Here is a 26,078-nt window from a genome sequence, read left to right as displayed (position 1 = left end):
GGAGTAGAGGCAGATGAAAAGAAAGCCTGTTTATGTGGAAACAACCATTCATGCACCTTTAGAGAAAGTATGGGAATATACGCAAAATCCAAAGCTTCATGAACAGTGGGATTTGCGTTTTTCAACCATTTCATTAAATGGACCTCAAGATGAACAGCCCCAAACCTTTTTGTATGAAAAGCATCTTGGATTTGGTGTAAGTGTCACAGGGACAGGAGCATATCGAACTAGAATGATGGATGAACGAAATGAAAGGTCATCCTCACTTAAATTCAAATCGTCACACCCGTTGTCTTTTATCAAAGAAGGCGGCGGCTATTGGAAATATGTGAAAACGAATGATCATATTGTGTTTCAAACGCAATTTGATTATGAACCGAAAGAAGGAAAAGGATGGGCGTGGGCAGATCGATTACTTTTTCGCCCGATGATGGGGCTTATGACGGCCTTTAGTTTTGGCGCACTAAAGACGTGGCTTGAAAAGGGTACGCACCCTCGGTTGTTACTGGAGAGAACACTTGCCCATTATGGAATTTGTTTGCTGTTTGCCATCGTCTGGCTATGCCAAGCGGTTATCCCTTTTTCACATTCTGCTTTTGATCATAGCACCGGATTTCGGTTGTTTTATGCCCTTATAGGCGTATCATGGCTGATACCTAAGCTATCAAAGAAATATTTGTTCATTCTTCAAAGTGTGTTTCTGCTGCTGATGCTTTGTATCGGGATCCTATCCCCCCAAACGACACTCCATGAGCCGCTTGTGATGAGTGCATTTTTGATCCTATCCATTGCAGGAATGATTAATTTAAAAGATTGTATAGACGTATTCTCGATCAAACGAAAAAGGGGAGGTAGACATGGTCGTTCATCGTCATCAAGTAAAGGATTACGATAAGCTTCATCCAAAATTAAAAGAGAGATACAACCGTGCGTTTACCGCTGAAGGCACTATGGAGGAAATAGGCGGCGGAACGAGGCTCATTCGATTTTTCTTCAAAATTGGTCCACTCTTTCGCTGTTTTTTCCCTGAGAGAGGAAAAAACATTCCCTTCCGAATTGTCAATAAACCCTTTATGACAAATAAGGGAGAGGAAGGCATGCACTGGTTCCGTACGTTTTATTTCCCAAAGAAGGAACGTCACTTTGATGCAGATATGATCATTGATCAGAAGAGTCATAAAGTACTAGACTATTTTGGAAAGCCTAGACTTCTTATGTCAGAGCTTCATTTTACAGTAACAAAGCATGGGTTCCTTCACATTCAATCCGGCCGGCAGAAGCTGTTGATGTTAGGACGTGAGTGGCCGCTGCCTTCATGGCTTTACGGTGTGTCAGATGTCACAGAAGGCTACGACGAGCACGCGGGTGATTATACCATTGATGTGCATGTGAAAAATCGACTGTTTGGGACCCTTTTTACATATAAAGGCCGGTTTACTGAAAGGGTGATGTCTCATGATGAATAAATGGCATTTGATATCAAGCTTCCTCTTTATGTGCTGGTTTATCGCCACCCGTTTAATGACAGGTCCGTTAGCAGAGTTGTTTTTACTGATAGCGATTCTGTTTTTCCTTCCTGCAGTTTTAGCCTTTTTTGTGAAGGAAGAGAGGGAGAGTAAGCCGTGGATACTGCTCGGCTTTTTAATGAAAGCCTTTCCATTAGCTGCTCTTTGTGCAACGGCTGCATTCATCTATCATTCTGCCTTGTTTGCATCGGGATGGTTTTTGTATACGATTCTTTTGGCGTTATATGGCTGTACTCGTTTGCTGAAAAGGGGAATCTTTCCACTTCATGAATTGATGACGGGTGGTGCATGGATGTATCTCGCTTTAGGAGGGCTTTGGTTTTGGCTGTACACGGCAGATATACAGGTAATGACCTTTTCACCAATCATCGTGCTTTTGACCGCTATTCATTTTCATTACTCGGCTTTTTTTATCCCGCTTTTCTATGGATTATTAGGGAGAAATCGAGAAAAAGAGACAGCTTTATACAAAGCGGCAGGATGGGTGATTTTGCTGTCGCCTGTGATGATCGCTGTTGGGATTAGCTTCTCCCGTCTATTTGATACGTTCAGCGTCACGCTATATGTCATTGCCCTCTACTTGTACGGCATTCTTTGTATGAAAACAAGGTTTCGATCGACTGTGGCAAAAGTGCTGATTGTGTTTTCTAGCTGCGTCTTAATGGGAACAATCGTGCTATCTCTTCTTTATTCCGCTGGCATGCTCATGCGCGTGACCTACATCAGCATTGATCAGATGATTTGGTTTCATGGCAGTATTAATGCCTTTTTTGTGATTTTACCAGGTTTGATTGGATGGCTGATCGAAGGGCCAAAGGATCAATTGAAGCAGAAGGACTTTCCGATATCAAAAGTGCATGGCCGTTTTCATTTAATCTCTTTTCAAAAGGAAAGAATGGGTGATCGAGAGAACCTCGGTTTAGTCGATTCACTTGATGATTTAAATGGAACGACATTTTCAGCTGAAAGGGTGTCACCTGTGATTCGAAGGTTTTATGAGAATCCGATGGCCTTTACGTTAAAAGCAGCAGTCCGTTTTCATTGGTGGGTGAGGCCGTTTGTTTTTTTACTTCAGCCCATGTTTAAGAAACTAGGGCAGCTCTATTTGGGAACATCTCGTAAGCCGTATGAAATGAAGGGACGTCTGACTGCATTTCAACATCCTAAAGAAGAGCGAAAGGATGTCAGGGCGTGGATTCGTCACAACGAAAAAGGGGAGCAGGTCTTTTTTGCACTTTATGCTCATCATCACGATGCAGCTGCGGGCTATATGAATATTGCGCTGCCGCTTCCATATTCTCAGCTGACCGCCATTTTAAAACCTTTTAATGAAAAGGAAGACTTTCTATTAAAAAGTGCATGTCCAAAAGGCAGTACCGGTGACGAAGGGTTGTATTTGCATACACCTTTTATCACCATGAAACTGCCAATGGAAGAAAGCTTTCATATGAAGCCGGAGACAGATAAAAGTCTCACAGCGGTTCATCAAATGAAGCTATTCGGCATTCCCTTTTTAACGATTCATTATCAAATTAACAGCGGGAAGCCATCCTGTTAATCAATGATGTCACATGGTTCACCGTGCCGAATGATGTTCACAATTGCTTGCCCATCACTTGGATGATGATCTGCATACTGGACTGGCAGCAGTGCAAAAAATACATAGTAGACTGAGAAGTAAGCAAATTGATAGAAAAATTGATGTTCTGGCAGGATATCATTGGCGATCATTGTATTCAGTATGAGAACACTGAGCAGGTTGCATAATGATCCGCCTAGGTAGACAAGAATGTGCGAGAATCGGTTATTTTTCCTCATTTCTTCATAATGGCAAAATGCATCTAGAAAATAGATTCGTCTAATTTCCACAACGCCTATTTTCAATACTTTTTTGCCTCTGCCAAGAGCAAAAGAAACCTTTGCGCCAAACATCCATGCGACCATAATATGGCCAAGCTGATGCAAGATGGCAACGATAGGAAGAATGACGAAAAACGACCAGCAAAATGTCCACATATCTGATAATGTAAACAAGTGTTAACCCCTCCCCAATATATTTGGGAGGAAGCAGTAGGATTATTTGCCATTTTACTGAATTCATTTTCAGGATGCAAACATTTAATACAAGACGATAAAAACATTATGTAAACTAAAGGGTGGTTTTTGCCGTGAATCGGCTTTTTGACTCACTTTTTTACGAAATGAATGTGCTACAATGAAAAAAACAATAGATGACTCTAGTAAATGAACTTACCCTTGAAAGAAGAGGAGAGAAACAGATGGCAGATATTGAACAGTTTTTGGCGTTAGATATTCGTGTTGGGACGATCATTGAAGCAGAATTCTTTGCAGAGGCAAGAGTTCCTGCATTGAAACTCAAGATTGATTTTGGTGAAGAGATTGGTTTAAAGCAATCCAGTGCTCAGCTGACAAAACGTTATACGGCTGAGAATCTCACTGGCAGACAAATCGTAGCAGTCGTCAATTTTCCGCCAAGAAGAATTGCAGGGTTCAAATCAGAAGTGCTTGTCTTAGGGGGCATGCCGTCAAAAGAAGACGTGGTTTTACTAGCCACAGATGAGCCTGTTGAAAATGGAACAAAAATAGGATAAGAAAAAAGACATCTTCCTGAGAAGATGTCTTTTGCGTATTGAGGCGGAATAACCACACGCCACATTCGTGTGTGTCTCAAGGAGACATGTTACCCGACTTACACAATTCAGCTCATCGCTTGATAAATATAGCATGGGATGAGCTGAATTGCAACCATTAAATGATTCACTTCAGTTTTTCACGTCATTTCAGCCGGAAAAATGACAAGAAATCAATTATTTGGATTATTTTTTCGAAAAATATTGAAAAGTCAGATCAGATTTTATAAAATGAATTCATCTTAGTTTGTTTAGTCGATAAACTAAGATGAATTCCAAGTGATGATCCGACCATTAAAGGGGATGATTCCGTCATTCAAATCATTTGCTGCGTATGTGGGCTAAGCTGAAAGATCAGATGTTCAGCTTCATTTTTACAACAAATTGAAAGCGCTTTATATTCTTCGCATTGACTGCTGCTGCCCTCCATCATCTGTTCGTTAGAAGAGGCTAAGAGAAGAAGGGAGAAAGCTCATGGTAAGTGAGAATTTAAAAAAGATTCGTATGTCTGAAAAAGTGGGATATGCTTCAGGAGATTTCGCATGTAACTTAATTTATGCAACTGTCTCTACGTATCTATTATTTTTTTATACAGATGTGTATGGTTTATCAGCGGCGGCAGCAGGGACGATGTTTTTAGTTGTCCGCGCCATTGATGCGCTTGCAGATCCGTTTATTGGTGCATTGGTGGATCGAACGAACAGCCGTTTTGGCAGGTTCAGACCTTACTTGTTATTCGGTGCGTTTCCTTTTGTAGTACTTGCTATTCTTTGCTTTACAACACCTGATCTTTCTGAAATGGGTAAACTCGTTTATGCCTACATCACGTATGTTGGTTTATCGCTTACATACACATTCATCAATGTTCCTTATGGTGCTTTAACATCAGCAATGACAAGAAATAACCAAGAGGTTGTCAGTATTACGTCTGTTCGTATGCTTTTTGCTAATCTCGGAGGTCTAGTTGTTGCTTTTTTTGTTCCTTTTCTTGCGACTTTTTTGAGTGATAAAACAGGAAATACAGCCCTCGGCTGGCAGATGACGATGGCTTTTCTCGGCGTTCTTGGCGGTGCATTACTTATTTTCTGTTTTAAAAGCACGAATGAACGTGTCACGCTTCAAAAGCCGGAGGAAAAAATTAAGTTCAGTGATATCTTTGTGCAGTTACGTGTCAATCGTCCGCTTGTTGTATTAAGCATTTTCTTTATTATTATTTTTGGCGTGAATTCGATCAGTAATTCAGTTGGGATCTATTATGTGACGTATAACCTCGGCAGAGAAGATTTAGTGAAATGGTACGGACTCATTGGCAGTCTGCCAGCATTAATGGTGCTGCCGTTTATTCCAAAACTGCACAAGCTGTTAGGAAAGAAAAAGCTGCTGAATTATTCATTATTGCTGAATATTGTAGGTCTTCTTGCATTACTTGTGATACCGCCGAGTCAAATCACTTTAATACTGATTTTTAGGCTCGTTGCAGCTGCAGGAAGTATTACAGCCGGTGCTTACATGTGGGCGCTCATTCCTGAAACCGTTGAATATGGCGAATATAAAACAGGGAAAAGGATGGGCGGGCTCATCTATGCCATCATCGGATTTTTCTTTAAATTTGGGATGGCATTAGGCGGGATTGTGCCAGGGCTTGTACTCGATCGCTTTGGCTATGTTGCCAACCAAATGCAAACACCAGAAGCTTTACTGGGCATTTTAATCACGACAACGGTGATTCCTGTATGCTTACTGATTTTAGCGATGGTGGATATTAATTTTTATAACCTAGATGAAGAAAAACATAAAAAAGTCGTACGGGAACTTGAGAATAGAGACAAAGTGTATCTCGATCATATGGACGATTTTAAAATGTAGGTCTCTGAAAGAGGAGGAAATTCAATGAAGATTATCAATCCAGTGCTCAAAGGGTTTAACCCCGATCCAAGTATTTGCCGTGTTGGAGAAGATTATTATATGGCCGTCTCTACATTTGAATGGTTCCCAGGGGTACAAATTTATCATTCGAAGGATCTAGTCCATTGGCGCCTTGCTGCGCGTCCTTTGCAAAAAACGTCGCAGCTGGATATGAAGGGAAATCCTGATTCTGGCGGGGTATGGGCGCCGTGCTTAAGCTATGCCGATGGACAGTTTTGGCTTATTTATTCAGATATCAAAGTAGTGGATGGTCCATTTAAAGACGGTCATAATTATTTGGTCACGGCAAGCGAAGTGGACGGCGATTGGAGTGAACCGATCCGGCTCAACAGCTCCGGCTTTGATCCATCTTTATTCCATGATCACAGCGGGAAGAAATACGTCTTAAATATGCTGTGGGATCATAGGGAAAAGCATCATTCCTTTGCAGGTATTGCCTTGCAGGAATATAGTGTGGCTGAAAAGAAGCTCATCGGTCAAAGGAAGGTCATTTTTAAAGGCACACCGATTAAACTGACAGAAGCGCCGCATCTGTATCATATCGGTGACTACTACTATTTATTAACGGCAGAAGGAGGTACCAGGTATGAGCATGCAGCAACGATCGCCCGCTCCTCGCATATTGAAGGGCCTTATGAGGTTCATCCTGATAACCCGATCTTAAGTGCCTTCCATGCGCCTGACCATCCACTTCAAAAGTGCGGGCATGCTTCAATCGTTCAAACGCATACAAATGAATGGTATCTCGCTCATCTCACTGGCCGCCCAATTCAATCAAGCAAGGAATCTATTTTTCAACAGAGAGGCTGGTGTCCTTTAGGAAGAGAAACAGCGATACAAAAGCTCGAATGGAAGGATGGCTGGCCTTATGTTGTAGGCGGAAAAGAGGGGACGCTTGAGGTTGAAGCGCCAAAGATCGAAGAAAAGGTTTTTGCACCAACCTATCATACAGTCGATGAATTTAAAGAATCAACACTAAATAGGCACTTCCAGACATTAAGAATTCCGTTTACCGATCAGATTGGTTCGTTAACGGAGAAACCTCAGCATTTAAGGTTATTCGGTCACGAATCTTTAACGTCTAAGTTTACCCAAGCTTTCGTTGCAAGGCGCTGGCAAAGCTTTTATTTTGAAGCAGAGACAGCTGTTTCGTTCTTCCCAGAAAACTTTCAGCAATCAGCTGGTCTTGTGAATTATTATAATACGGAAAACTGGACAGCACTCCAGGTGACATATGATGAGGAACTTGGCCGCACGCTTGAACTATCTGTCTGTGAAAACCTTGCCTTTTCTCAGCCATTGGCACATAAAATCATCATTCCTGACGAGGTCACTTATGTCTATTTAAAAGTGACCGTTCGGAAAGAGACATATAAATATTCTTATTCATTTGATCAGAAAGAGTGGAAGGAAATTGATGTACCGCTTGAATCCATCCATTTATCCGATGATTTTATTCGAGGCGGGGGGTTTTTTACAGGGGCATTTGTCGGTATGCAGTGCCAAGATACGAGCGGCGAGCGTCTTCCTGCTGATTTTCACTATTTTCGCTATGAGGAAACAGACGAATAAGAAAGACAACTCGCTACGAGCTGTCTCTTTTTAAAAAACAAATAGGTCATGTTGTGAGGGTGGCATCTTGCAGAAAAGCTTCTATGACAAGAGATGTCATCCCCAATACTGGCGCATTGTGTCCTAATGATGAAGGGAGCAGCTCTACATGTGAGCTGAATTGCGTATCCATTCGCGAGGATACCTCCTCCTCAATCACATGTAGAACCGCCTGATGTGATTCGATCACTTTGTTTCTTAAAATAATGGCTTGCGGGTTAAAGGTATGCAGGACGTTTGTGAGACCGACACCAAGGTAAAAGCCAAAGTTGCGCAGGGCATTGAGCGTTTTCATATCATTTAACTTGGCCAGCTGTTCCAGGTCTTGATGGGAGATGTGCTGATCATCTGTTTGAAGAGACTGAAACAAGGCTTTCTCAGAAGCATACAATTCCCAGCATCCACGGTTCCCGCAGCTGCATGTCGGTCCGTTAAAATCGATTGTCATATGTCCCATTTCACCAGAAAAGCCGTACGCCCCTCTGTATAAATGATGATCGATGATGATTCCGATCCCGATGCCAGTGCCGATGCTTGCATAGATCAAATGGTCATAATGTTTAGCGGCACCAAAGATTTTTTCACCATATGCACCGGCATTTGCTTCATTTTCAATGAAGATCGGTACTTGGAATGTCTCTTGCAGCGTGGTTTTCAGATCAACATTTTTCCATTTGGAATGAGGCGTAAACACGATTTGTTCACCTGCATCCACTAAACCATGTATGCATAGGCCAATGCCAATGAGCCCGTATGGGGAAGAGGGCATTCGTGAGATGAGCTGCTGTATTAATTCAATTAATTTACGTATTGTGACCTCAGGAGAGCTGGGTGGGAGCTTGATCTGCTCTTCGTAAAGAATGGACCCTTCAAGGTCAGTTAATATGCCATTGACATAATCAACGCCGACATCGATTCCGATGGAGCAGCCAGCACGTTTATTAAACATTAGTAAAACCGGTCTTCTCCCGCCGCTAGACTCACCTTGACCGATTTCATAGACAAGATGTTCTTTCATTAATGTACTTACTTGAGAAGAAACAGTCGATTTATTTAATCCAGTGCGTTCAGATAATTTTGCTCTCGAAATGGGCGCATGCTGGAGAATTTCTTTTAATAATAGTTTTTGATTTATTTTTTTTACAAAGTTCTGATCAGCGATATCCACGTTATCCACTCCATTTGTTTCGTCTTTAGATTAAGTTGAGAAGAGCTGCTTTTTTCAGCATGTATTTAGTAAGATAAATGATTTTAACTTTATTATAACGAAAATATTTTTAAAAAACTAAAAAATATGGAAAATTCAAAGTGATTTTTTCATAGATTGATCATTAGTTTGTTGAATCAACTTACAAAGTGTACTCAGGAGGAATGAAGAATGACCAAATCAAATATGAAAACGTTATACAGCTTAGAAGGAATCGGCAAAATTCAATATGAAGGAAAACAATCAAAAAATCCACTCGCCTTTCAATACTATAATCCAAGCGAAGTGATTGGCGGAAAAACAATGAAAGACCACCTGCGTTTTTCAGTCGCTTATTGGCATACATTAACTGCTGATGGAACAGACATGTTTGGAACTGGCACGATGCAAAGAGCGTGGGACTCTTATAGCGGAATGGATTTAGCAAAAGCTAGATTGGAAGTCGCCTTTCAGCTTTTTGACCTATTGGATGTTCCGTATTTTTCATTCCATGATCGTGACATCGCGCCAGAGGGGGAGACGCTTCAAGAGACCAATCAACAATTAGACATCATTTTAGAAAGAGTGAAAGAATACATGAAGCAAAGCGGAGTAAAGCTGCTGTGGAACACGGCCAATATGTTCAAGCATCCTAGATTTGTACACGGTGCTGCGACATCTTGTCATGCAGATGTCTTTGCCTATGCGGCCGCACAGGTCAAAAAAGGCATTGAAACCGCCAAAGAACTCGGTGCAGAAAATTATGTTTTCTGGGGTGGACGAGAAGGGTACGATACGCTGCTCAATACAGATATGAAAAGAGAGCTTGATCACATGGCGGCTTTCTTGCATATGGCTGTTGATTATGCAAAAGAAATTGGGTACACTGGCCAATTTTTAATCGAACCAAAACCAAAGGAACCAACCACTCATCAATACGACACAGATGCAGCGACATCCATCGCCTTTTTAAAACAATACGGATTAGATTCCCATTTCAAATTAAATATCGAGGCCAATCATGCGACACTGGCCGGCCATACGTTTGAGCATGAATTACGTGTCGCAAGAATTCATGGGCTGCTCGGTTCTGTTGATGCAAACCAAGGAAATTCGCTTCTTGGCTGGGATACAGATGAATTTCCAACCGATCTGTATGCCACAACTCTTGCCATGTATGAAATTCTGCAAAATGGCGGTCTAGGGTCTGGCGGCCTCAATTTTGATGCAAAAGTGAGAAGAGCTTCCTTTGAACTTGAAGATATTTTATATGCCCATATTGCCGGGATGGATGCATTCGCAAAAGGACTGCGGGTCGCTCATAGACTCATAGAAGACCGTGTGTTTGAAGATGTTATAAAGCACCGGTATCGCAGCTTTTCTGAAGGAATTGGACGTGATATTTCAGAAGGAAAGGCAAACTTTCATACATTAGAAGAATATGCGCTGAAACATCCTTTGATCAGAAACGAATCGGGAAGAGAGGAACAGCTGAAAGCCCGTTTAAATCAATACTTGTTAGAAGATTAATTGAAGGGGCTGACCTGTTTTGAAGGAGTGAAAACATGAAATATGTGATGGGAATTGATCTTGGAACAAGCGGGGTCAAGGCGATATTAGTTGATGAGAGCGGGAAGGTGTGCTGCGAAGCCTCTAAGCCGTACCGCCTCATTCAAGAGAAGCCTGGATATTGTGAGCAGCACCCCGAGGATTGGGTAAAGCAGACAATGGCTGCGATGAAAGAACTGATGGCAAAGCAGCCTGTTCATTCAAGACGAGTTGAAGGCATCAGCTTTTCCGGCCAGATGCATGGATTAGTTCTATTAAATGAATCTCGCGAAGTGCTCCGCCCTGCAATTTTATGGAATGATACACGGACGACAGCACAATGTACGCACATGACAAAAAAGCTGGGAGACCGGCTGCAAAAGATCACAAAAAACCAGGCGTTAGAAGGATTCACACTGCCAAAATTATTATGGGTAAAGGAACATGAACCACATATTGATCAGCAAATCGACATGTTTTTACTCCCAAAAGATTATGTCAGATTTCGTTTAACAGGCGCAGTCCATATGGATTATTCTGATGCGGCTGGCACCTTGCTGTTAAATATCGGTGAACAGACGTGGAGTGAGGAGATTTGTCAGGCGTTTGATATTTCTCCTCACATTTGCCCGCCGCTTGTCACATCAGAGGCGGAGGTTGGTACACTTTTGCCGCACATTGCACGTGAAGTTGGGATGAAAGAAGGCGCAAAGGTTTTTGCCGGCGGGGCAGATAATGCCTGCGGAGCAATTGGTGCTGGCATCTTGTCCTCTGACCGCACGTTATGCAGTATCGGCACATCTGGGGTCATTCTTTCCTATGAAGAGGATCATGAAAGGGAGCTTCAAGGGAATTTGCATTTGTTTCATCATGCAAAAAAAGACGCTTTTTACACAATGGGTGTCACCCTTTCAGCAGGATATAGCCTGAACTGGGCAAAACACTTACTGGCTCCTGAGGAATCGTTTCAGTCACTTTTAGAAGGTGCGGCTCATGTTGCACCAGGAGCGAAAGGATTGCTCTTTACACCCTATTTAGTTGGGGAAAGAACACCTCATGCGGATTCGATCATTCGCGGCAGCTTGATTGGATTAGACAGCAGGCATGAAAGGGCACATGTTGTCAGAGCAGTGTTAGAGGGAATTACCTTTTCGCTAAATGAATCTATCGCATTATTCCGGCAGGCAGGAAAAAACATAGATTCTATTGTATCTATTGGCGGCGGTGCGAGAAGCCGGACATGGCTTCAAATGCAAGCAGACATTTTTCAGGCTGAAGTCATCCAGTTAGACAATGAACAAGGGCCCGCTTTAGGTGCAGCGATGCTTGCCGCAGTTGGCTGCGAATGGTATCCATCACTTGAAGTATGTGCACATCAGTTGATCCATCAAGCTGCTGTTTATGAGCCAAATCAGCCGCACGCAGAAGTATATGCCGATCTATTTCATTTGTATCAAAGGATTTATACACAAACAAAAGACATCCATGCAGGGTTAAATCAGTATCGTTCCATCTAGCAGAAAGGGCTGCATGAAAGGAGGTGATGGGTTTTTCATCTTAGGGATGACAGAACAATACGGATGAAAAAAGGAGAGGGATGGAAAATGAAATTGAAAAGATTGAGGCTGTTGTTTGTGATGTGTATTGGATTTGTGCTGACACTGACGGCTGTGCCAGCTCATGCGGAAACGATTTATGATAATAGGATAGGGACACACAGCGGATACGATTTTGAATTATGGAAGGATTACGGAAATACCTCGATGACACTCAATAACGGCGGGGCATTTAGTGCAAGCTGGAACAATATTGGAAATGCCTTATTTCGAAAAGGAAAGAAGTTTGATTCCACTAAAACTCATCATCAACTTGGCAACATCTCCATCAACTACAACGCAGCCTTTAACCCGGGCGGGAATTCCTATTTATGTGTCTATGGCTGGACACAATCTCCATTAGCTGAATACTACATTGTTGAGTCATGGGGCACATATCGTCCAACAGGAACGTATAAAGGATCATTTTATGCCGATGGAGGCACATATGACATATATGAAACGCTCCGTGTCAATCAGCCTTCTATCATTGGAGACGCTACCTTCAAACAATATTGGAGTGTACGTCAAACAAAACGCACAAGCGGAACTGTCTCCGTCAGTGAGCATTTTAAAAAATGGGAAAGCTTAGGCATGCCAATGGGAAAAATGTATGAAACAGCATTAACTGTAGAAGGCTACCGAAGCAACGGAAGTGCGAATGTCATGACGAATCAGCTGATGATTCGATAAAAGCATATGAAAAAAGCCAGCAAAAAACGGCTGGCTTTTTTCTATGATAATTTTTCAACTTCCACTCTGCCAGAAAAGAACGTCGCGCCGCCGCCCATATCTGCCAATCGATCAGGTGTTAATCCATTCACTAAATGCTTTTTGCCTTTTTGATCTGCCCATAATCCTTGACTGACCACAACACCAGATAATACATTTTGACCGACTGACACGACAAGCTCACACTCTCCTCGGTCGTTTAGCACACGCACCATGTCACCATCTTCAATTTTTCTTTCCTTTGCATCCTGTTCATTCATGTGAAGCTTCGGAAATTTCTCAAGCTTTTGATGCTTTTCATGAAGTGAGAAGGTGGAGTTCAGAAAATTATGGTTCGGTCCCGGTATAAAGGTAAGCGGATAATCGCTTTCCTGATAAAGGGGCACATAGGTTGGAAGTGCTGGATACCCGTCTTTTTTCATTTGTTCAGAATAAAGCTCAATTTTCCCGCTTGGGGTTTGAAGCTTTAATTCCTGGAAAGGTCCACGTTTCGCTTTGATCCATTTCTTTTCTTTTAATGCTTCGTATGAAATGTCCTCATAATGTGGATTTTCTGGATGATGAAGAGCTTGTTCCATCAGTTCAGCGTCTGTCTCGCGGAAGGCTTCATCTTCAAAGCCCATCGCATGGGCTAACAGGCGGAATACTTCAGTATTGGATTTGCTTTCTCCGTAGCGTTCTATCACTGGCTCCTGAATTTGAATATAATGATGCCAGTATGATGTATAGAAATCCTCGTTTTCAAAGGCTGATGTCGCCGGCAGGACAATGTCTGCATACGCCGCTGTTTCTGTCAGGAATAAATCATGAACCACTGTAAATAAGTCCTCTCTCAGCAAACCTTCTCTGACTTTATTCGCTTCAGGTGTCACAACCGCTGGGTTGCACGAGTAGATAAAGAGAGAATCAACGGAAGGCTCTGCGCTTGTCAGCACGCTGCCCAGCTGATTCATATTGAATGATCTAGGCGTGCGTTCTTTTAATAAATCCGGCCGCTGAAGGGCTGTTTCATTATAGCTGAGAAAAGAAGAGTTTGATTTCATCGCGCCGCCGCCCTTGTGAAGCCATTGGCCAGTCAGGGCAGGGAGGCAGGAAATGGTTCTAATACTCATCCCGCCATTATCATGGTGCTGCAAACCATTCCCAATGCGAATAAGAGAGGGTGATGTCTCAGCGTACATTCTTGCAAGTGTAATGATGTCGCCTTTAGGGACACCTGTGATGCGCTCAACTGTGTCTGGATCATACTGCTTTACATGCTCGCGCAGCTCTTTATGGCCGACCGTGTAAGTCTCTAAAAAGGCTTCATCTGTACGTTCCTCTTTAAAAAGAACATGCATGATGCCAAGGGCAAGTGCACTGTCAGTACCAGGACGAAGCGGAATGAACCAATCTGCCATCCGGCCGGTTTGGTTCTTGTGAACATCAATCACGACAATCTTAGCTCCTTGCTTTCGCGCTTTTTGTGCCAAGGTGATTTGGTGCATATTGGTCGACACAGCATTGATGCCCCAAAAGATAAATAGTTTCGTATGAATGGTGTCTTCAGGATCTGTCCCAATGCTTGCGCCCATTGTATATTTATAGCCAGTCGTTCCTGCTGACTGACAGATCGTCCGGTCTAACTGGCTTGAACCAAGACGATAAAAAAAGCGGCGGTCCATTCCTTCTGCGTTGAGATTGCCCATGTTCCCATAGAAGCTGTAAGGCAGAATGCTTTCTGGTCCTTTTTCTTCGATCAGCTTTGTCCATTTTTGACGAATGGTTTCAATGGCTTCTTCCCACGTAATCGGCACAAACTGTGCTTCGCCTTTTTGGCCAACACGTTTTAACGGAGTGGTCAGTCTTTTTTCATCATATAAACGTGCTGTGACATTACGCACTTTGTTGCATATGTTTCCTTGTGTGACAGGGTGGTCCGGATCTCCCTGCACTTTCACGATCTTTCCATTTTCTTTATGTATTAAAAGACCGCACTGATCCGGGCAGTCTAACGAACAAACTGATTTGAATATTCCGTCTTTCATCGCTGTATAATCGGTCATGAGTTTTCGGCTTCCTTTCTGCATTCCGTTATCACTTTGTATGGATTTTATTTTAGCATGTTCGGAGGAGGAAGGTAAGAAAGAGATGATGAATTGAAGAAAATGAAAAAAAGCCCCTGAAAAGGGACTTTTAAAAACGGGTGACTTGTACAGGAAATTCTTTTACCCCAAAAACAAACGTGCTTTGAATAGGTTTTAGCTGATCTGCAATACAGGTGATGTCTTGAAACGTATGGAGTAAAACGTCAAGCGCAATGTTGCTTTCAAGCCGGGCAAGCGGTGCACCGAGACAAAAGTGAATGCCAAACCCAAAGCTCATATGTGGATTTGATTTCCGGTCAAGCCGAAACGTATCTGGATCTTCAAACTTCTGTTCATCCCGATTTGCTGAAGCAACCCAGCTGATGAGATAGTCTCCTTTTTCAATGTGCGCGCCTGCAATTTCAACATCTTCTGCAGCGATTCGGCCAATGGCTTGAACAGGGGGATAATACCGTAACGTTTCCTCAGTCAATTGAGGAATAAGAGAGGGGTCCTGCCGAACTGATTCAGCGATATGCGGCTGCTCTGTCAGCAGTCGTACGGCATTGGTTATTAAATTGGTCGTTGTCTCATTGCCTGCAACGAGTAATAGAATACAAAAGCCAAGCAGTTCATTCTCGGTTAAACGCTCTCCATCGATTTCCGCTTGAATGAGAAGCGAGATCAGGTCATCGGCAGGCGTTTCTTTTCGTTTTTTGATCAAATGAGCAAAATAAACGGACAGCTCCTCTTCAGCACGTTTCTGCATATCTACAACAGCCTGAATGGCTTCTTTTGATTCATCCTTAGCACCTGCCACAAGGGCATCAGAATGTTTTTTAATCAGCTCTCTGTCCTGCACCTCTGCACCGAGAAGCTCAGCGATGATCATCACTGGCAGGGGAGCTGCTAAATCTTGCACAATATCAAACGTACGTTGATCCTTAACTTGATTTAATAGATCATGTGTCAAGTCTTTGATCTTATCTTCTAATTGCTTGATCGCTTTTGGGGTGAACGCTTTATTCACAAGCGCTCTCATCTTTGTATGTTTTGGAGGATCCATCGTTAAAATACTTGTTTTAGACGTGCTTCTTCCTCGCTGTGAAGAGAACACTTTAGGCTGCTTTAGAACAGACTGGATATCCGCATATCGAAAAAGATCCCAGCACTTTCTTGTCTCATCATATCTAATATCACTCTCTGCACGCAGCTCATTGTAAATAGGGAATGGGAAAAGAAGGTCATCGGTAGAACGGATTTCTTTCATTGGAATCACATTGACATAGTTTTCTTTCACTTTCATTATGAACGCTCCTTTTTCACATGATTTCTCTTTCACGGTATCACCAGTAAAATATCATTTCAACGGACATGTTTTCTAAAATATGTCAATAGTCTAATCGAAAGATTCAAGCACATTCACTATATAGGAAAATAGAAAGTCAATTAAATGAGAGCGCTTTCTGAAAAATAGAATTGAAGTCACCGAAACCAAAAATAAATTGGTGAATCCAGTCGAACGAAAGGGTCCTATGATTCAAATGATCATAGTTCTTTTGATCTAAATTACTGTATTTCAAAAACACGGCTAACATACTTGCAGCAAGCTGCCGGCCATGCATTCGGGACTTTTGAAAAGCGCTGGCTCTTTCTTGACACGATTTCTCATCATGTTACGATTACTAACGTGCGAAAAACACGAACAAAAAGCGAACAAGGGAGAGGATCAATATCATTGATCAAAAGAAAGTTGCTTTCATTGGAGCAGGCTCTATGGCGGAAGGAATGATCGCAGGGATTGTACGATCAGGACAGATGCCGCTAGACCAAATTTACGCAACAAACAGACAAAATCAACTTCGATTGAATGAACTAACGAAACGATACGGAATCCAAACAGCCGCAATGGATTCATTTCCTTTTGAAGAAATGGATATGTTGATCCTGGCCATGAAGCCAAAGGATGCTGAAGCAGCCCTTGAATCATTAAAACCTCGTATTCAGCCAGATCAGCTCATCATGTCTGTCCTTGCAGGTGTTAAGCTATCGTATATTGAAGACATGCTACATGAAGGCCAGCCTGTTATGAGGGTCATGCCAAATACATCAAGTACGATCGGAGCATCAGCGACTGCTTTATCTGCTGGACGTTACGTGAAAAACGACCATATGAGCATAAGCCAGGCTCTTTTATCTGAAATGGGCGAAGTCTATACCATTCAGGAAGAGCAAATGGATATTTTTACTGGAATTGCTGGAAGCGGGCCCGCCTACTTTTATTTCTTAATGGAAAGAATCGAAGAAGCAGGAGAAGAGGCAGGTTTATCAAAGGAATTGTCTCGCCAAATTGGCGCGCAGACACTCCTCGGTGCGGCAAAAATGCTGCAAGAAACAGAGGAAAATCCTTCTGTCCTAAGAGAGAAAATTACGTCACCAAATGGAACAACTGCTGCAGGACTCAATGCATTAGATGATTTTGGCGGAGGAGAAGCGATCAAGCAGGCTGTTAAGCATGCTGCCAATCGATCAAAAGAGATAAGCAATCAGCAAAAACAAAAAGTATCTATATAAATAGAGCTCAGGTACAGGAGTGATTAGGTGTACGCAGATAAAGAGAGAAAACGAATTGTTGTGAAAATCGGAAGCAGCTCTCTTACTAGCTTTCAAGGTGAGATTAGTTTGAAAAAACTAGAAAACCTCGTCAATCAAATTGTGAAACTCAAAGATGAAGGACATGAAGTCATTTTGGTTTCATCTGGTGCGGTTGCAGCTGGTTACCGAAAACTAGGATTTATCGATAGACCCAAAACACTGCCGGAAAAGCAGGCATCTGCCTCAATTGGGCAAGGGCTTTTAATGGAATCATATTCTACTTTATTTTTATCACACGGTTATATTGCCTCACAGCTCTTAATCACAAGAAGTGATTTTTCTGATGAAACGCGCTATCAAAATGTGCGTAACACAATGAACGTGTTATTGGATCGAGGCATCATCCCAATTATTAATGAGAATGATACAGTGACGATCAATCGGTTGAAGTTTGGAGACAACGATACATTGTCTGCAAAAGTAGCTGGACTCATTGATGCGGATTTCCTTGCTATTTTATCTGATATTGATGGCTTGTATGAAGATAATCCTCATACAAATCCAAATGCGAAGAGAATTCTTGAAGTGACAGACATCACAGAAGACATCGAAGCAGCTGCTGGAGACTCAGGAAGCAGCGTAGGTACAGGCGGAATGAAATCAAAGCTCGATGCCTTTAAAATATCAATGGCCGCAGGGATCAACGGCTTTTTAGGAAAAGCAGATACGCCTCACATTTTAGACAAAGCGATCAATGGGACAGAGGACGGCACTTATTTTACCGCTGACGAAAATGTAGCGCCGCTCAATTATAAGAAGCAGTGGATTGCCTTTCATTCTGGACCAAAGGGTGAGATCGTGGTTCAAGAGAAAACACAGGAATTTCTCATGCACCGTGAGGGAAGTCTTGATTCTGATGGGATTGTCAATGTGAAAGGTTCATTTAAAAAAGGCGATGTGGTCCGTATTTTAGATCAAGATAAAAGAGAAATAGGGCTTGGCGTTGTGAATTATGCATCAGATGAACTCGCACGTAAGAGTGACTTGTTACAAGATGAAATCGTGCATGTCGTCGATCTAGAAGCATTTGTTTGTCATTTAGATTTATCGATTCCAGTTTGTTAACCAAAAGGGAGGAATTCCATGACACTGACAGCTGAAGTTGTCACATCGGTCAAAGAAAAAGCGAAGAAAGCAAAGCATGTTTCAAAAAAACTCGGTTTACTTCAGACAGAGGAAAAAAATGACGCGCTGCTTAAAATGGCAGAAGCGTTAGAGCAAAACAGCCGTTTCATTTTACAGGAGAATCAAAAGGATTTAGATGCTGGGAAAGAAAAGGGCTTCTCAGAGGCACTCATGGATCGATTAATGTTAAATGAAGAAAGAATTCACGATTTTGCTGAAAGTTTGCGGCTTGTGACGAGATTAACAGATCCTGTTGGAGAAATATTGGATGAATGGACTCTTGATAACGGCTTACACGTGAAAAGCCGAAGAGTACCGCTCGGCGTGATCGGGATGATCTATGAAGCGAGACCGAATGTCACTGTCGATGCAGCAGGCCTTGCCCTTAAGGCAGGCAACTCAGTGATTTTAAAAGGCGGTTCCTCCGCTATTTCTTCCAACAAAGCCATCGTCAGTGTGATCCATGAAGCATTGGATCAAACAAAGATTCCTCGTGATGCGGTGCAATTGATTGAACAAACAGACCGTTCATCGGTTCAGGCGATGTTTCAACTAAAAGAATGGATTGATGTTTTAATTCCGCGAGGCGGAGCATCTTTAATCAAAACAGTGGTAGAAGAATCCACTATCCCAGTGCTTGAAACAGGGACAGGAAACTGTCATGTCTATGTTGATCAAACCGCGAATGTGAAAAAAGCCATTGAGATTGTAATCAATGCGAAAACGAATCGTCCGGCCGTATGTAATGCACTTGAGACGCTGATTATTCATCGCGATTGGCTGAAAGAGAATGCAGCCTCATTAAATGAAGCTTTGCAGGAGCACCGTGTCACTGTACATGGCGACCAGGCAGCAGAGTCTTACTTCTCAAACGCGGTTCCTGCTGGAGAAGTGGATTGGACAGATGAGTATTTAAGTCTGGATCTTGCAGTAAAGGTAGTCGATTCAATTGAGGAAGCAATCAGCCATATCGATCAGTACGGCACAAAGCATTCAGAAGCCATCGTGACAGAAGATGAAAAAAATGCACTCACGTTTCTAAACGAAGTCGATGCGGCAGCCGTTTACCATAACGCATCGACTCGCTTTACAGACGGCGGCGCACTTGGCTATGGAGCTGAAATCGGCATCTCTACTCAAAAACTGCACGCAAGAGGGCCAATGGGACTCCCTGCACTTACGACAACTAAGCTGCTTCTAAGTGGTGATGGTCAGATTAGAAGCTAGAAAGATTCAAGAAACACTACCTTTTTATGAGGTAGTGTTTTTAACTTTATTTAAAAGAAATACACGTTATCCTACGTTTGCACAATTTTTCTTCATGACCTTCTCAAATTTAAAAAATTCAAATTCCTCAGGTGCTAAAGGTTCATTGCCGTGATGTGCTTCATGATGTGCGTTTGGATCTGGATGGTGTAAGTGATAAAATTCAACTATTTGAAAACCGCATTTATTGACATAAAAATGAATGTTGCGTTTTTCAAAGTATGGAGTCACAACCTCCCATACAATCGTTTCTGGATATTGCGCCTCGATGGCTTTCCATGCTGCCTGACCAATGCCCCGGTCGTGAGAGGATGATGAAATGTATAGCAAATCAACCGAGTTGTGATGTGTCTCTTGGTTGATTTTGATCACAACGCCGCCTGCCTTTTCACCATTTAGCATAATATGATAAACAATGTGGTCATTGGAATGAAAAGATTCATCAATCACTTCATCTGGAGGAATTGGTCCACCATGCGCATCGCCAAATGCGTCGATCACGCCTGCTGTAAAAGCTTTCTGAAGCTCTTTTTTCATAGAAGGGAAGTCCTCTTTATTTGCATGTGCTAATGTCACTTCATGTTGAATTATTTTGTTCATTTTCTTATCCTTTCCCTGCGTAGTGGTGTTTCTGGATGTTATGATAAAGGATGGAGTTACTCCATAGTCAAGAAAGGAGCCTTTATCATGATCAATGATGTGCAAAAAACGTTTTTCACTGGAGAATTTGCCAAGCTATTTGATGTCAAAAAAGATACGCTTCTGTATTATGATAAAATCGATTTATTTAAGCCGGCTGGTGTTCACGAAAATGGATACCGTTACTATACACTTGAGCAATTTGACCATTTTATTGCGATTCAATCGTTGCGAGCTGTTCAATTTCCGATCAAAGAGTTAAAACAATATTTCACAGAACCTTCCCGCGAGAGACTGCAAAGCCTAGCGGCCGACCAAATAAAAAAGGTCAAACAAGAGATTGAAAAACTTCAAGACATCCAGGCTTTTCTTATGCGGGTGATGGAGACGACACTTGAATTAGCAAATGTGAAAATAGGGGAGGTCCTGTTTCAAGAGCTGCCAGAAGAACCCGTTGTACTAAGTGCATCAAACCCGATCGACTTCAATACACCTGTAGAAGAAATATCACGTATTGTAGGGGAATTTTTAAAGGGAGTTGGCATAAAAGGGGCTGCGGCAAATGGTTCTGTCTTAAAAAAGGAGCAGTTCCGTAAGCGGCACTATCATCAGTCAGATCAGCTGTTCTGCCGAATGGATGGCCCGGGGGCAGTCAAAAAACCTGGCGGGCTCTATGCGGTGATGTATGATCAAGGAGCATTTGATCAGATCGAATCTGCTTATTCGCATTTGTTAGATGAAATCGAGAAAGAGGGCATGATGCTGGATGGAGATGTATTTGAGGAGTATTTACTTCATTCGCTCATGTCTAAAGATGAAGCAGAGTATATAACGAAGCTCAGTGTAAAAGTGAAGAAGCGAGCAGATGACAATTGAAAAGAGGATAGACAGCATGTGACATGCGTGTCTATCCTCTTTTTTGATGTTATCCCACTTGATTTTCGGCAAATTGACTCATATATAAGTCTGCATAGAAGCCTTTTTGTTTTAAGAGTTCGCTGTGCGATCCTTTTTCAATGATGCTTCCATCCTTCATGACTAAAATAAGGTCTGCATCCTTAATCGTTGAAAGTCTGTGTGCAATCACAAAGCTCGTTCTGCCTTTCATCAATTCATTCATTGCTTTTTGAATATGCATCTCTGTCCGTGTATCCACACTGCTTGTTGCTTCATCTAATATCAAGATCTTTGGATCAGATAAAATGGCACGGGCGATGGTTAACAGCTGGCGCTGACCTTGAGACAGGTTGCCTGCATCTTCTGTTAACAGTGTGTCATATCCATCTGGAAGCGTGCGGATGAAATCATCTGCATAGGCATGTTTGGCGGCTTTGATGACATCCTCTTTGGAAACGTGCTGCCTGCCATAGGCAATGTTGTCGTAAATCGTTCCTTCAAAGAGCCATGTATCTTGAAGAACCATCGCAAATAATTCTCGTACTTGCTGACGGCTGAGGTCAGTTGTTTTGACACCGCCAATGCGTATGGAGCCTTGATCTAATTCGTAAAAACGCATTAAAAGGTTAATGATGGTCGTTTTTCCCGCGCCTGTTGGTCCGACAATGGCAACAGTCTGTCCTTCTTGCACATCTAAATTCAAATCTTTAATAATCGGATGATCTTTTTCATATCCGAATTGAACTTGTTCAAAGCTCACATCGCCTGAGAGTGATGCAAGATCAATTGCCGCATCTTCTTCGGTACTTTCTTCTTCCTCATCTAGGATTTCAAACACCCTTTCAGCAGAAGCGATCGCCGATTGAACTAAGTTTGCGACGCTTGATGCTTGAACAAGCGGCTGAGACATTTGCTGTGTGTATTGGATAAACGCCTGCACATCCCCGACACGAATATTCCCGTTAATGACTAGAATCCCGCCGGCTACACTGACTGCCACATAGCCAAGGTTCCCGATAAAGGTCATCATTGGCATCATTAAACCAGAAATGAACTGCGCTTTCCTTGAAGATTCATACAGCTTTTCGTTTAATTCATCAAATGTATCGATTGCTTTCTTTTCGTAGCCATACGCACGAACAGTCTGATGTCCTGTGAACATCTCATTAATATGTCCATTGATCGTGCCAAGCTCTTTTTGCTGCGCTTTAAAATGCTTTTGAGAAAATGACGTAATGCCGCGAATCGCAAACAGGCTGAGTGGCAGCGTCAAACAAACAAGCAACGTAAGCAGCGGACTGATGAAGAGCATCATGACGACAATCCCAATGACTGTAATCACAGAAGTAATCACTTGGGTGAGCGCCTGCTGAAGCGATGTATTAATATTATCGATATCATTCATCACACGGCTCAGCGTGTCCCCGTGGGTTGTTTTATCAAAATAACGAAGGGGGAGACGTGTGAGCTTGTCATTTGCTTCCTGCCGTAATTCAGCAATGGTCTGTTGAGAGACACCAGCCATGACATATTGCTGAACGAATGAAAAGAGGGAAGCAACGACGTACAGCACGACAAGCAGCAAAAGAATTCGTGAAATGACATCAAATTGAACGTCTGTTCCATTCGTAAAGCTGTCAAATAGGGAAGAGGTGGCATCCCCGAGCAGCTTTGGACTAATGACATTAAAGACAGTTGAACCAATCGCTGCAATAAAGACGATGATCAGCTGAAATTTCCTTGGTTTTAAATAGCCTGTCAAACGAAGCAGTGTTTTCTTAAATTCCTTTGGTTTTGCGGCTGGCCCTTTAGGGTGGCCGCCTTTATGGCCCATGCCGGAAGACATTTTTTTACTCATCCTCGCTCACCTCCTGACCTTCCTGAGATGCGACAATCTCTTGATATACAAGATTATCCTTTATTAATTGTTCATGTGTTCCGATACCTGCAATTTTTCCTTCATCAAGTACAATGATTTTATCACTATGCTTCACTGTACTGATTCGTTGAGCCACAATGATGAGGGCTGCATGAGCTTTTTCTGCTTCTAATGATGCCCGCAGCTTTGCATCTGTTTTGTAATCAAGTGCTGAAAAGCTATCGTCAAACAGATAGAATGATGGTTTTCTCACTAGCGCCCTTGCAATGGAAAGCCGCTGCTTTTGGCCGCCGGATAGATTGGAACCACCTTGATCAATTTCTGCATCAATTCCGCCATCTTTTTGCAAAACAAATTCTTCGGCCTGCGCAGTTCGCAGCGCCTGCCAGATGTCTTCATCGCTTGCATCCTGCTTGCCAAAGCGTACATTCTCGGCAATGGTTCCACTGAATAGAACAGCTTTTTGAGAGACATAGCCCATCTGGTTTCTCAGTTTCTCTTGAGGCAGCTCTCTAATATCTACACCATCTAGTGTAATCCGGCCTTCTGTCACTTCATAAAAGCGCGTCATCAGCTGGAGAAGTGTTGTTTTCCCAGAACCCGTACTTCCGATAATGGCTGTTGTTTCACCAGTTTTAGCTTCAAACGTGATACCTTGAACGGCCGGTTTCTCAGCATTTGAGTAATAAAATGACACATCCTCAAAGCGAATGGATTGGGCGGGCTCGTGAAGGTCAGTGATAGACTCTTCTTTGTCTTTAATCTTTGGTTCCATGTTTAACACTTCATTCATGCGTTTAGCTGACGCTTGTGCTCTTGGGACCATAATAAAGCTCATCGACAGCATAATAAGCGCCATTAAAATCATCATCGCATATTGAATGAAGGCAATGAGATTTCCAACTTCCATTTCTCCGGCATCAATTCGGTTTGCGCCAAGCCAGACAATGCCGATATTCGTGAAGTTCATGATAATCAGCATAAATGGAAACAAGTAAGCCATTAATCGGTTGACTCTAAGACCAGTATCCTTATAGGACGTGTTGGCTTCTTGGAATCGCTCCTTTTCATCATCCACACGGTTAAAGGCGCGAATGACGCGGATGCCTGAAAGAGATTCTCGCATAATTAAATTCAGCCGGTCTGTTTTTTTCTGAAGCTGGCCGAATAGCGGGATGGCTTTTCTTGACACTAAATAGATGAATCCGCCAAGAAGGGGGAGGGCCGCTAAAAAGATAAGAGACAGGACAGCATCCCTGGAAACAGCCAAAATAATTCCGCCTACAAGCATGAGCGGGGCCCGCGTCATCATTTGTAAAATCATAATCGTCACATCTTGGACTTGTTTCACATCATTTGTTGATCTCGTAATAAAGGAAGACGTGCCGATCTTTTGAAATTCTTCTAATGAAAATTGTTCGACATGCACAAACAGCTGTCTTCTCATATCACGCCCGAAGCCAAGTGCTGTTTTTGATGACAAGTAAGACTTCCAAATGGTGAGCAAAATGGCGAGTAAAGAACAAGCCACCATCCAGCCGCCAACCTTCCATATGTAAGCAATATCTCCCTGGACGATACCGACATCAACGATATCTGCTGTTAACGTCGGTAAATACAGCTGAAGCATACTGCTTAAAAAGGTGAGAATGACAATGGACACAACGGACAGCCGATACGGCTTTAAAAACGATAAAATTGATTTCATATGAATACCTTTCTTCCATATAGTCTTTTGTTCTGTAACCCATCATATACAAAGTGGGATTATTTCTACAAATGAAATGTCTTGTTTTAGTGAATTATTTATATTGTTCAATTTTAGAAAAGAAATCCTTCACAAACACATAAAAATCATGGGCAGAAGGAGACATTTCGCGCGTTTTAGATGCAATAATTCCAACCGTTCTTCTCACTTGAGGGAAATCGATCGGAATTTTCACTGTAAATCGCGGTGTTGTTTCATAAAAGGCGCTTTCGGGTAATAAGGTAACGCCCATACCTGCAGATACGAGACCTTTAATGGCATCCAAATCTTCTCCTTCAGATGAAATGGTAGGCTCATAGCCTGCCTGCTTGCAAGCATCAACCGCAATTTGTCTCAACACATACCCTTCAGGAAATAACACGAAATGATCCTTTCTTAAATCACTTAAATGAATACTTCTTTGTCCACTAAAGGGGTGGCTAACCGGTAAAAGGGCATAAATGCTTTCGGAAAACAAAATATTTCCTTCTATTTGAGAATCGTTTGTCGGTACGGGTCCTAAAAAGGCGAGATCGATATCTCGATTTTTGACCGCTTCAATAAGAAATTTATAGGATCCTTGACGAAGTAAAAAATCGACCTCTGGATATTCCTGCTTAAAGGCGGAGATGACAGAAGGGAGTACTTGGCTTGCTAGACTTGTAGGAAAGCCAATATTCACCGTTCCTTTGTGCGGATCTAAGTATTCATCAATTTGCTCTTTCGCATAATCAATGGCTTTGAGTGCAGTTCTGACATGCTCTAAAAATTGTCTGCCGATCTTCGTTAATTTGATATTTCGTCCTTCTCGTTCGAATAAGGCCACTCCAAGTTCTTCTTCTAAATTCGCAATCTGCCGGCTGATGGCAGATTGGGCAACATGTAAGTTTTCAGCCGCTTCTGACACGTGTTCACGGTCTGCGACTTCTACAAAATAACGTAACTGACGAAGCTCCATTTTTGCACTTCACACCCATCTATCTCAAAAAGAGATTGTTTTGATCTAAATTATATATTGTTTATATCAAT

21 protein-coding genes are annotated in these 26,078 nt (G+C 42.3%); 13 read left to right on the top strand and 8 right to left on the bottom strand.

The features are described 5' to 3' along the window. Window positions 1-13: 13 nt before the first annotated feature. From AAYR28_RS09545 to AAYR28_RS09535, 3 genes are read left to right on the top strand one after another with little or no spacing between them, the layout of a single operon-like run. Entirely contained in the window at window positions 14-895 is an 882-nt protein-coding gene (locus tag AAYR28_RS09545; protein WP_061109242.1) for an SRPBCC family protein, read from the top strand. Further along, window positions 858-1,466 carry a DUF4166 domain-containing protein gene (locus AAYR28_RS09540; RefSeq protein WP_345808826.1) on the top strand — a complete coding sequence of 203 codons (609 nt, stop codon included), beginning with the start codon at window positions 858-860 and terminating at the stop codon, window positions 1,464-1,466. Before AAYR28_RS09545 ends, AAYR28_RS09540 begins: the two co-directional genes overlap by 38 nt. Then, window positions 1,459-3,084 carry a YndJ family protein gene (locus AAYR28_RS09535; protein WP_120208329.1) on the top strand — a complete coding sequence of 542 codons (1,626 nt, stop codon included), beginning with the start codon at window positions 1,459-1,461 and terminating at the stop codon, window positions 3,082-3,084. The genes AAYR28_RS09540 and AAYR28_RS09535 overlap by 8 nt, the downstream gene beginning before the upstream one ends. Here the strand turns inward: AAYR28_RS09535 and AAYR28_RS09530 are convergent. After that, window positions 3,081-3,560 carry a hypothetical protein gene (locus AAYR28_RS09530; RefSeq protein ID WP_024422662.1) on the bottom strand — a complete coding sequence of 160 codons (480 nt, stop codon included), beginning with the start codon at window positions 3,558-3,560 and terminating at the stop codon, window positions 3,081-3,083. The genes AAYR28_RS09535 and AAYR28_RS09530 overlap by 4 nt on opposite strands. A 245-nt stretch (window positions 3,561-3,805) precedes the next feature. Here AAYR28_RS09530 and csaA point away from each other — a divergent pair, with 245 nt between their 5' ends. The 3 genes from csaA to AAYR28_RS09515 all read left to right on the top strand — a co-directional run bounded on the left by csaA (window position 3,806) and on the right by AAYR28_RS09515 (window position 7,675). Continuing rightward, window positions 3,806-4,138, top strand: coding sequence for a chaperone CsaA (csaA, locus tag AAYR28_RS09525; protein WP_034280640.1), 333 nt, complete (start codon window positions 3,806-3,808; stop codon window positions 4,136-4,138). A gap of 513 nt (window positions 4,139-4,651) precedes the next feature. Beyond that, a complete protein-coding gene (locus AAYR28_RS09520; RefSeq protein ID WP_034280643.1) occupies window positions 4,652-6,043 on the top strand; it encodes an MFS transporter in 1,392 nt (463 codons plus the stop codon). 24 nt (window positions 6,044-6,067) lie between these two features. Then, window positions 6,068-7,675 (top strand): glycoside hydrolase family 43 protein, encoded by a 1,608-nt coding sequence (locus AAYR28_RS09515; RefSeq protein ID WP_120208074.1) that lies wholly within the window; start codon window positions 6,068-6,070, stop codon window positions 7,673-7,675. A gap of 46 nt (window positions 7,676-7,721) precedes the next feature. On the opposite strand, the gene xylR is transcribed toward AAYR28_RS09515, so the two are convergent. Beyond that, window positions 7,722-8,882 carry a transcriptional repressor XylR gene (gene xylR / locus AAYR28_RS09510; protein WP_111926563.1) on the bottom strand — a complete coding sequence of 387 codons (1,161 nt, stop codon included), beginning with the start codon at window positions 8,880-8,882 and terminating at the stop codon, window positions 7,722-7,724. Between the two features lie 210 nt (window positions 8,883-9,092). On the opposite strand from xylR, the gene xylA reads away from it, so the two are divergent. The 3 genes from xylA (at window position 9,093) to AAYR28_RS09495 (ending at window position 12,736) form a co-directional block, all read left to right on the top strand. Further along, window positions 9,093-10,430, top strand: coding sequence for a xylose isomerase (gene xylA / locus AAYR28_RS09505; RefSeq protein WP_120208072.1), 1,338 nt, complete (start codon window positions 9,093-9,095; stop codon window positions 10,428-10,430). A 35-nt stretch (window positions 10,431-10,465) separates the two neighbouring features. Then, the gene (xylB, locus tag AAYR28_RS09500) at window positions 10,466-11,965 is read left to right on the top strand and encodes a xylulokinase (RefSeq protein WP_061109239.1); all 1,500 of its coding nucleotides are present in this window, start codon (window positions 10,466-10,468) and stop codon (window positions 11,963-11,965) included. A gap of 87 nt (window positions 11,966-12,052) precedes the next feature. After that, window positions 12,053-12,736, top strand: coding sequence for a glycoside hydrolase family 11 protein (locus AAYR28_RS09495; protein WP_034280656.1), 684 nt, complete (start codon window positions 12,053-12,055; stop codon window positions 12,734-12,736). 41 nt (window positions 12,737-12,777) lie between these two features. On the opposite strand, the gene AAYR28_RS09490 is transcribed toward AAYR28_RS09495, so the two are convergent. Together AAYR28_RS09490 and AAYR28_RS09485 are read right to left on the bottom strand one after the other, a co-directional pair. After that, the gene (locus tag AAYR28_RS09490) at window positions 12,778-14,820 is read right to left on the bottom strand and encodes a molybdopterin oxidoreductase family protein (protein ID WP_120208070.1); all 2,043 of its coding nucleotides are present in this window, start codon (window positions 14,818-14,820) and stop codon (window positions 12,778-12,780) included. Window positions 14,821-14,950: 130 nt separating this feature from the next. Next, window positions 14,951-16,147: a cytochrome P450 gene (locus AAYR28_RS09485; RefSeq protein ID WP_120208068.1), complete on the bottom strand. Its 1,197-nt coding sequence runs from the start codon at window positions 16,145-16,147 to the stop codon at window positions 14,951-14,953. A 470-nt stretch (window positions 16,148-16,617) separates the two neighbouring features. On the opposite strand from AAYR28_RS09485, the gene proC reads away from it, so the two are divergent. From proC to AAYR28_RS09470, 3 genes are read left to right on the top strand one after another with little or no spacing between them, the layout of a single operon-like run. After that, complete coding sequence (gene proC, locus AAYR28_RS09480) at window positions 16,618-17,415, top strand: pyrroline-5-carboxylate reductase (protein WP_024422653.1); 798 nt, start codon at window positions 16,618-16,620, stop codon at window positions 17,413-17,415. A gap of 27 nt (window positions 17,416-17,442) precedes the next feature. Next, window positions 17,443-18,561, top strand: a complete 1,119-nt coding sequence (gene proB, locus AAYR28_RS09475; RefSeq protein WP_120208066.1) for a glutamate 5-kinase — start codon at window positions 17,443-17,445, stop codon at window positions 18,559-18,561. 18 nt (window positions 18,562-18,579) lie between these two features. Further along, a complete protein-coding gene (locus tag AAYR28_RS09470; RefSeq protein WP_120208064.1) occupies window positions 18,580-19,848 on the top strand; it encodes a glutamate-5-semialdehyde dehydrogenase in 1,269 nt (422 codons plus the stop codon). A gap of 66 nt (window positions 19,849-19,914) precedes the next feature. Here AAYR28_RS09470 and AAYR28_RS09465 read toward each other — a convergent pair whose 3' ends face one another. Beyond that, the gene (locus AAYR28_RS09465) at window positions 19,915-20,487 is read right to left on the bottom strand and encodes a GNAT family N-acetyltransferase (RefSeq protein WP_120208063.1); all 573 of its coding nucleotides are present in this window, start codon (window positions 20,485-20,487) and stop codon (window positions 19,915-19,917) included. An 87-nt stretch (window positions 20,488-20,574) separates the two neighbouring features. Between AAYR28_RS09465 and AAYR28_RS09460 the strand changes: the two genes are divergently transcribed. Beyond that, entirely contained in the window at window positions 20,575-21,402 is an 828-nt protein-coding gene (locus tag AAYR28_RS09460) for a MerR family transcriptional regulator (RefSeq protein WP_120208061.1), read from the top strand. 49 nt (window positions 21,403-21,451) lie between these two features. On the opposite strand, the gene AAYR28_RS09455 is transcribed toward AAYR28_RS09460, so the two are convergent. The 3 genes from AAYR28_RS09455 to AAYR28_RS09445 all read right to left on the bottom strand — a co-directional run bounded on the left by AAYR28_RS09455 (window position 21,452) and on the right by AAYR28_RS09445 (window position 26,007). Next, window positions 21,452-23,281, bottom strand: coding sequence for an ABC transporter ATP-binding protein (locus AAYR28_RS09455; protein ID WP_120208059.1), 1,830 nt, complete (start codon window positions 23,279-23,281; stop codon window positions 21,452-21,454). After that, a complete protein-coding gene (locus AAYR28_RS09450) occupies window positions 23,274-25,010 on the bottom strand; it encodes an ABC transporter ATP-binding protein (RefSeq protein ID WP_046311402.1) in 1,737 nt (578 codons plus the stop codon). Before AAYR28_RS09450 ends, AAYR28_RS09455 begins: the two co-directional genes overlap by 8 nt. Before the next feature lie 94 nt (window positions 25,011-25,104). Continuing rightward, the gene (locus AAYR28_RS09445) at window positions 25,105-26,007 is read right to left on the bottom strand and encodes a LysR family transcriptional regulator (RefSeq protein ID WP_046311400.1); all 903 of its coding nucleotides are present in this window, start codon (window positions 26,005-26,007) and stop codon (window positions 25,105-25,107) included. Window positions 26,008-26,078: the final 71 nt, after the last annotated feature.

Origin of the sequence: Bacillus safensis (assembly GCF_039619585.1) — a bacterium.
Lineage (GTDB): Bacteria > Bacillota > Bacilli > Bacillales > Bacillaceae > Bacillus > Bacillus safensis.
This window is presented reverse-complemented; position numbering and strand designations above follow the sequence as displayed.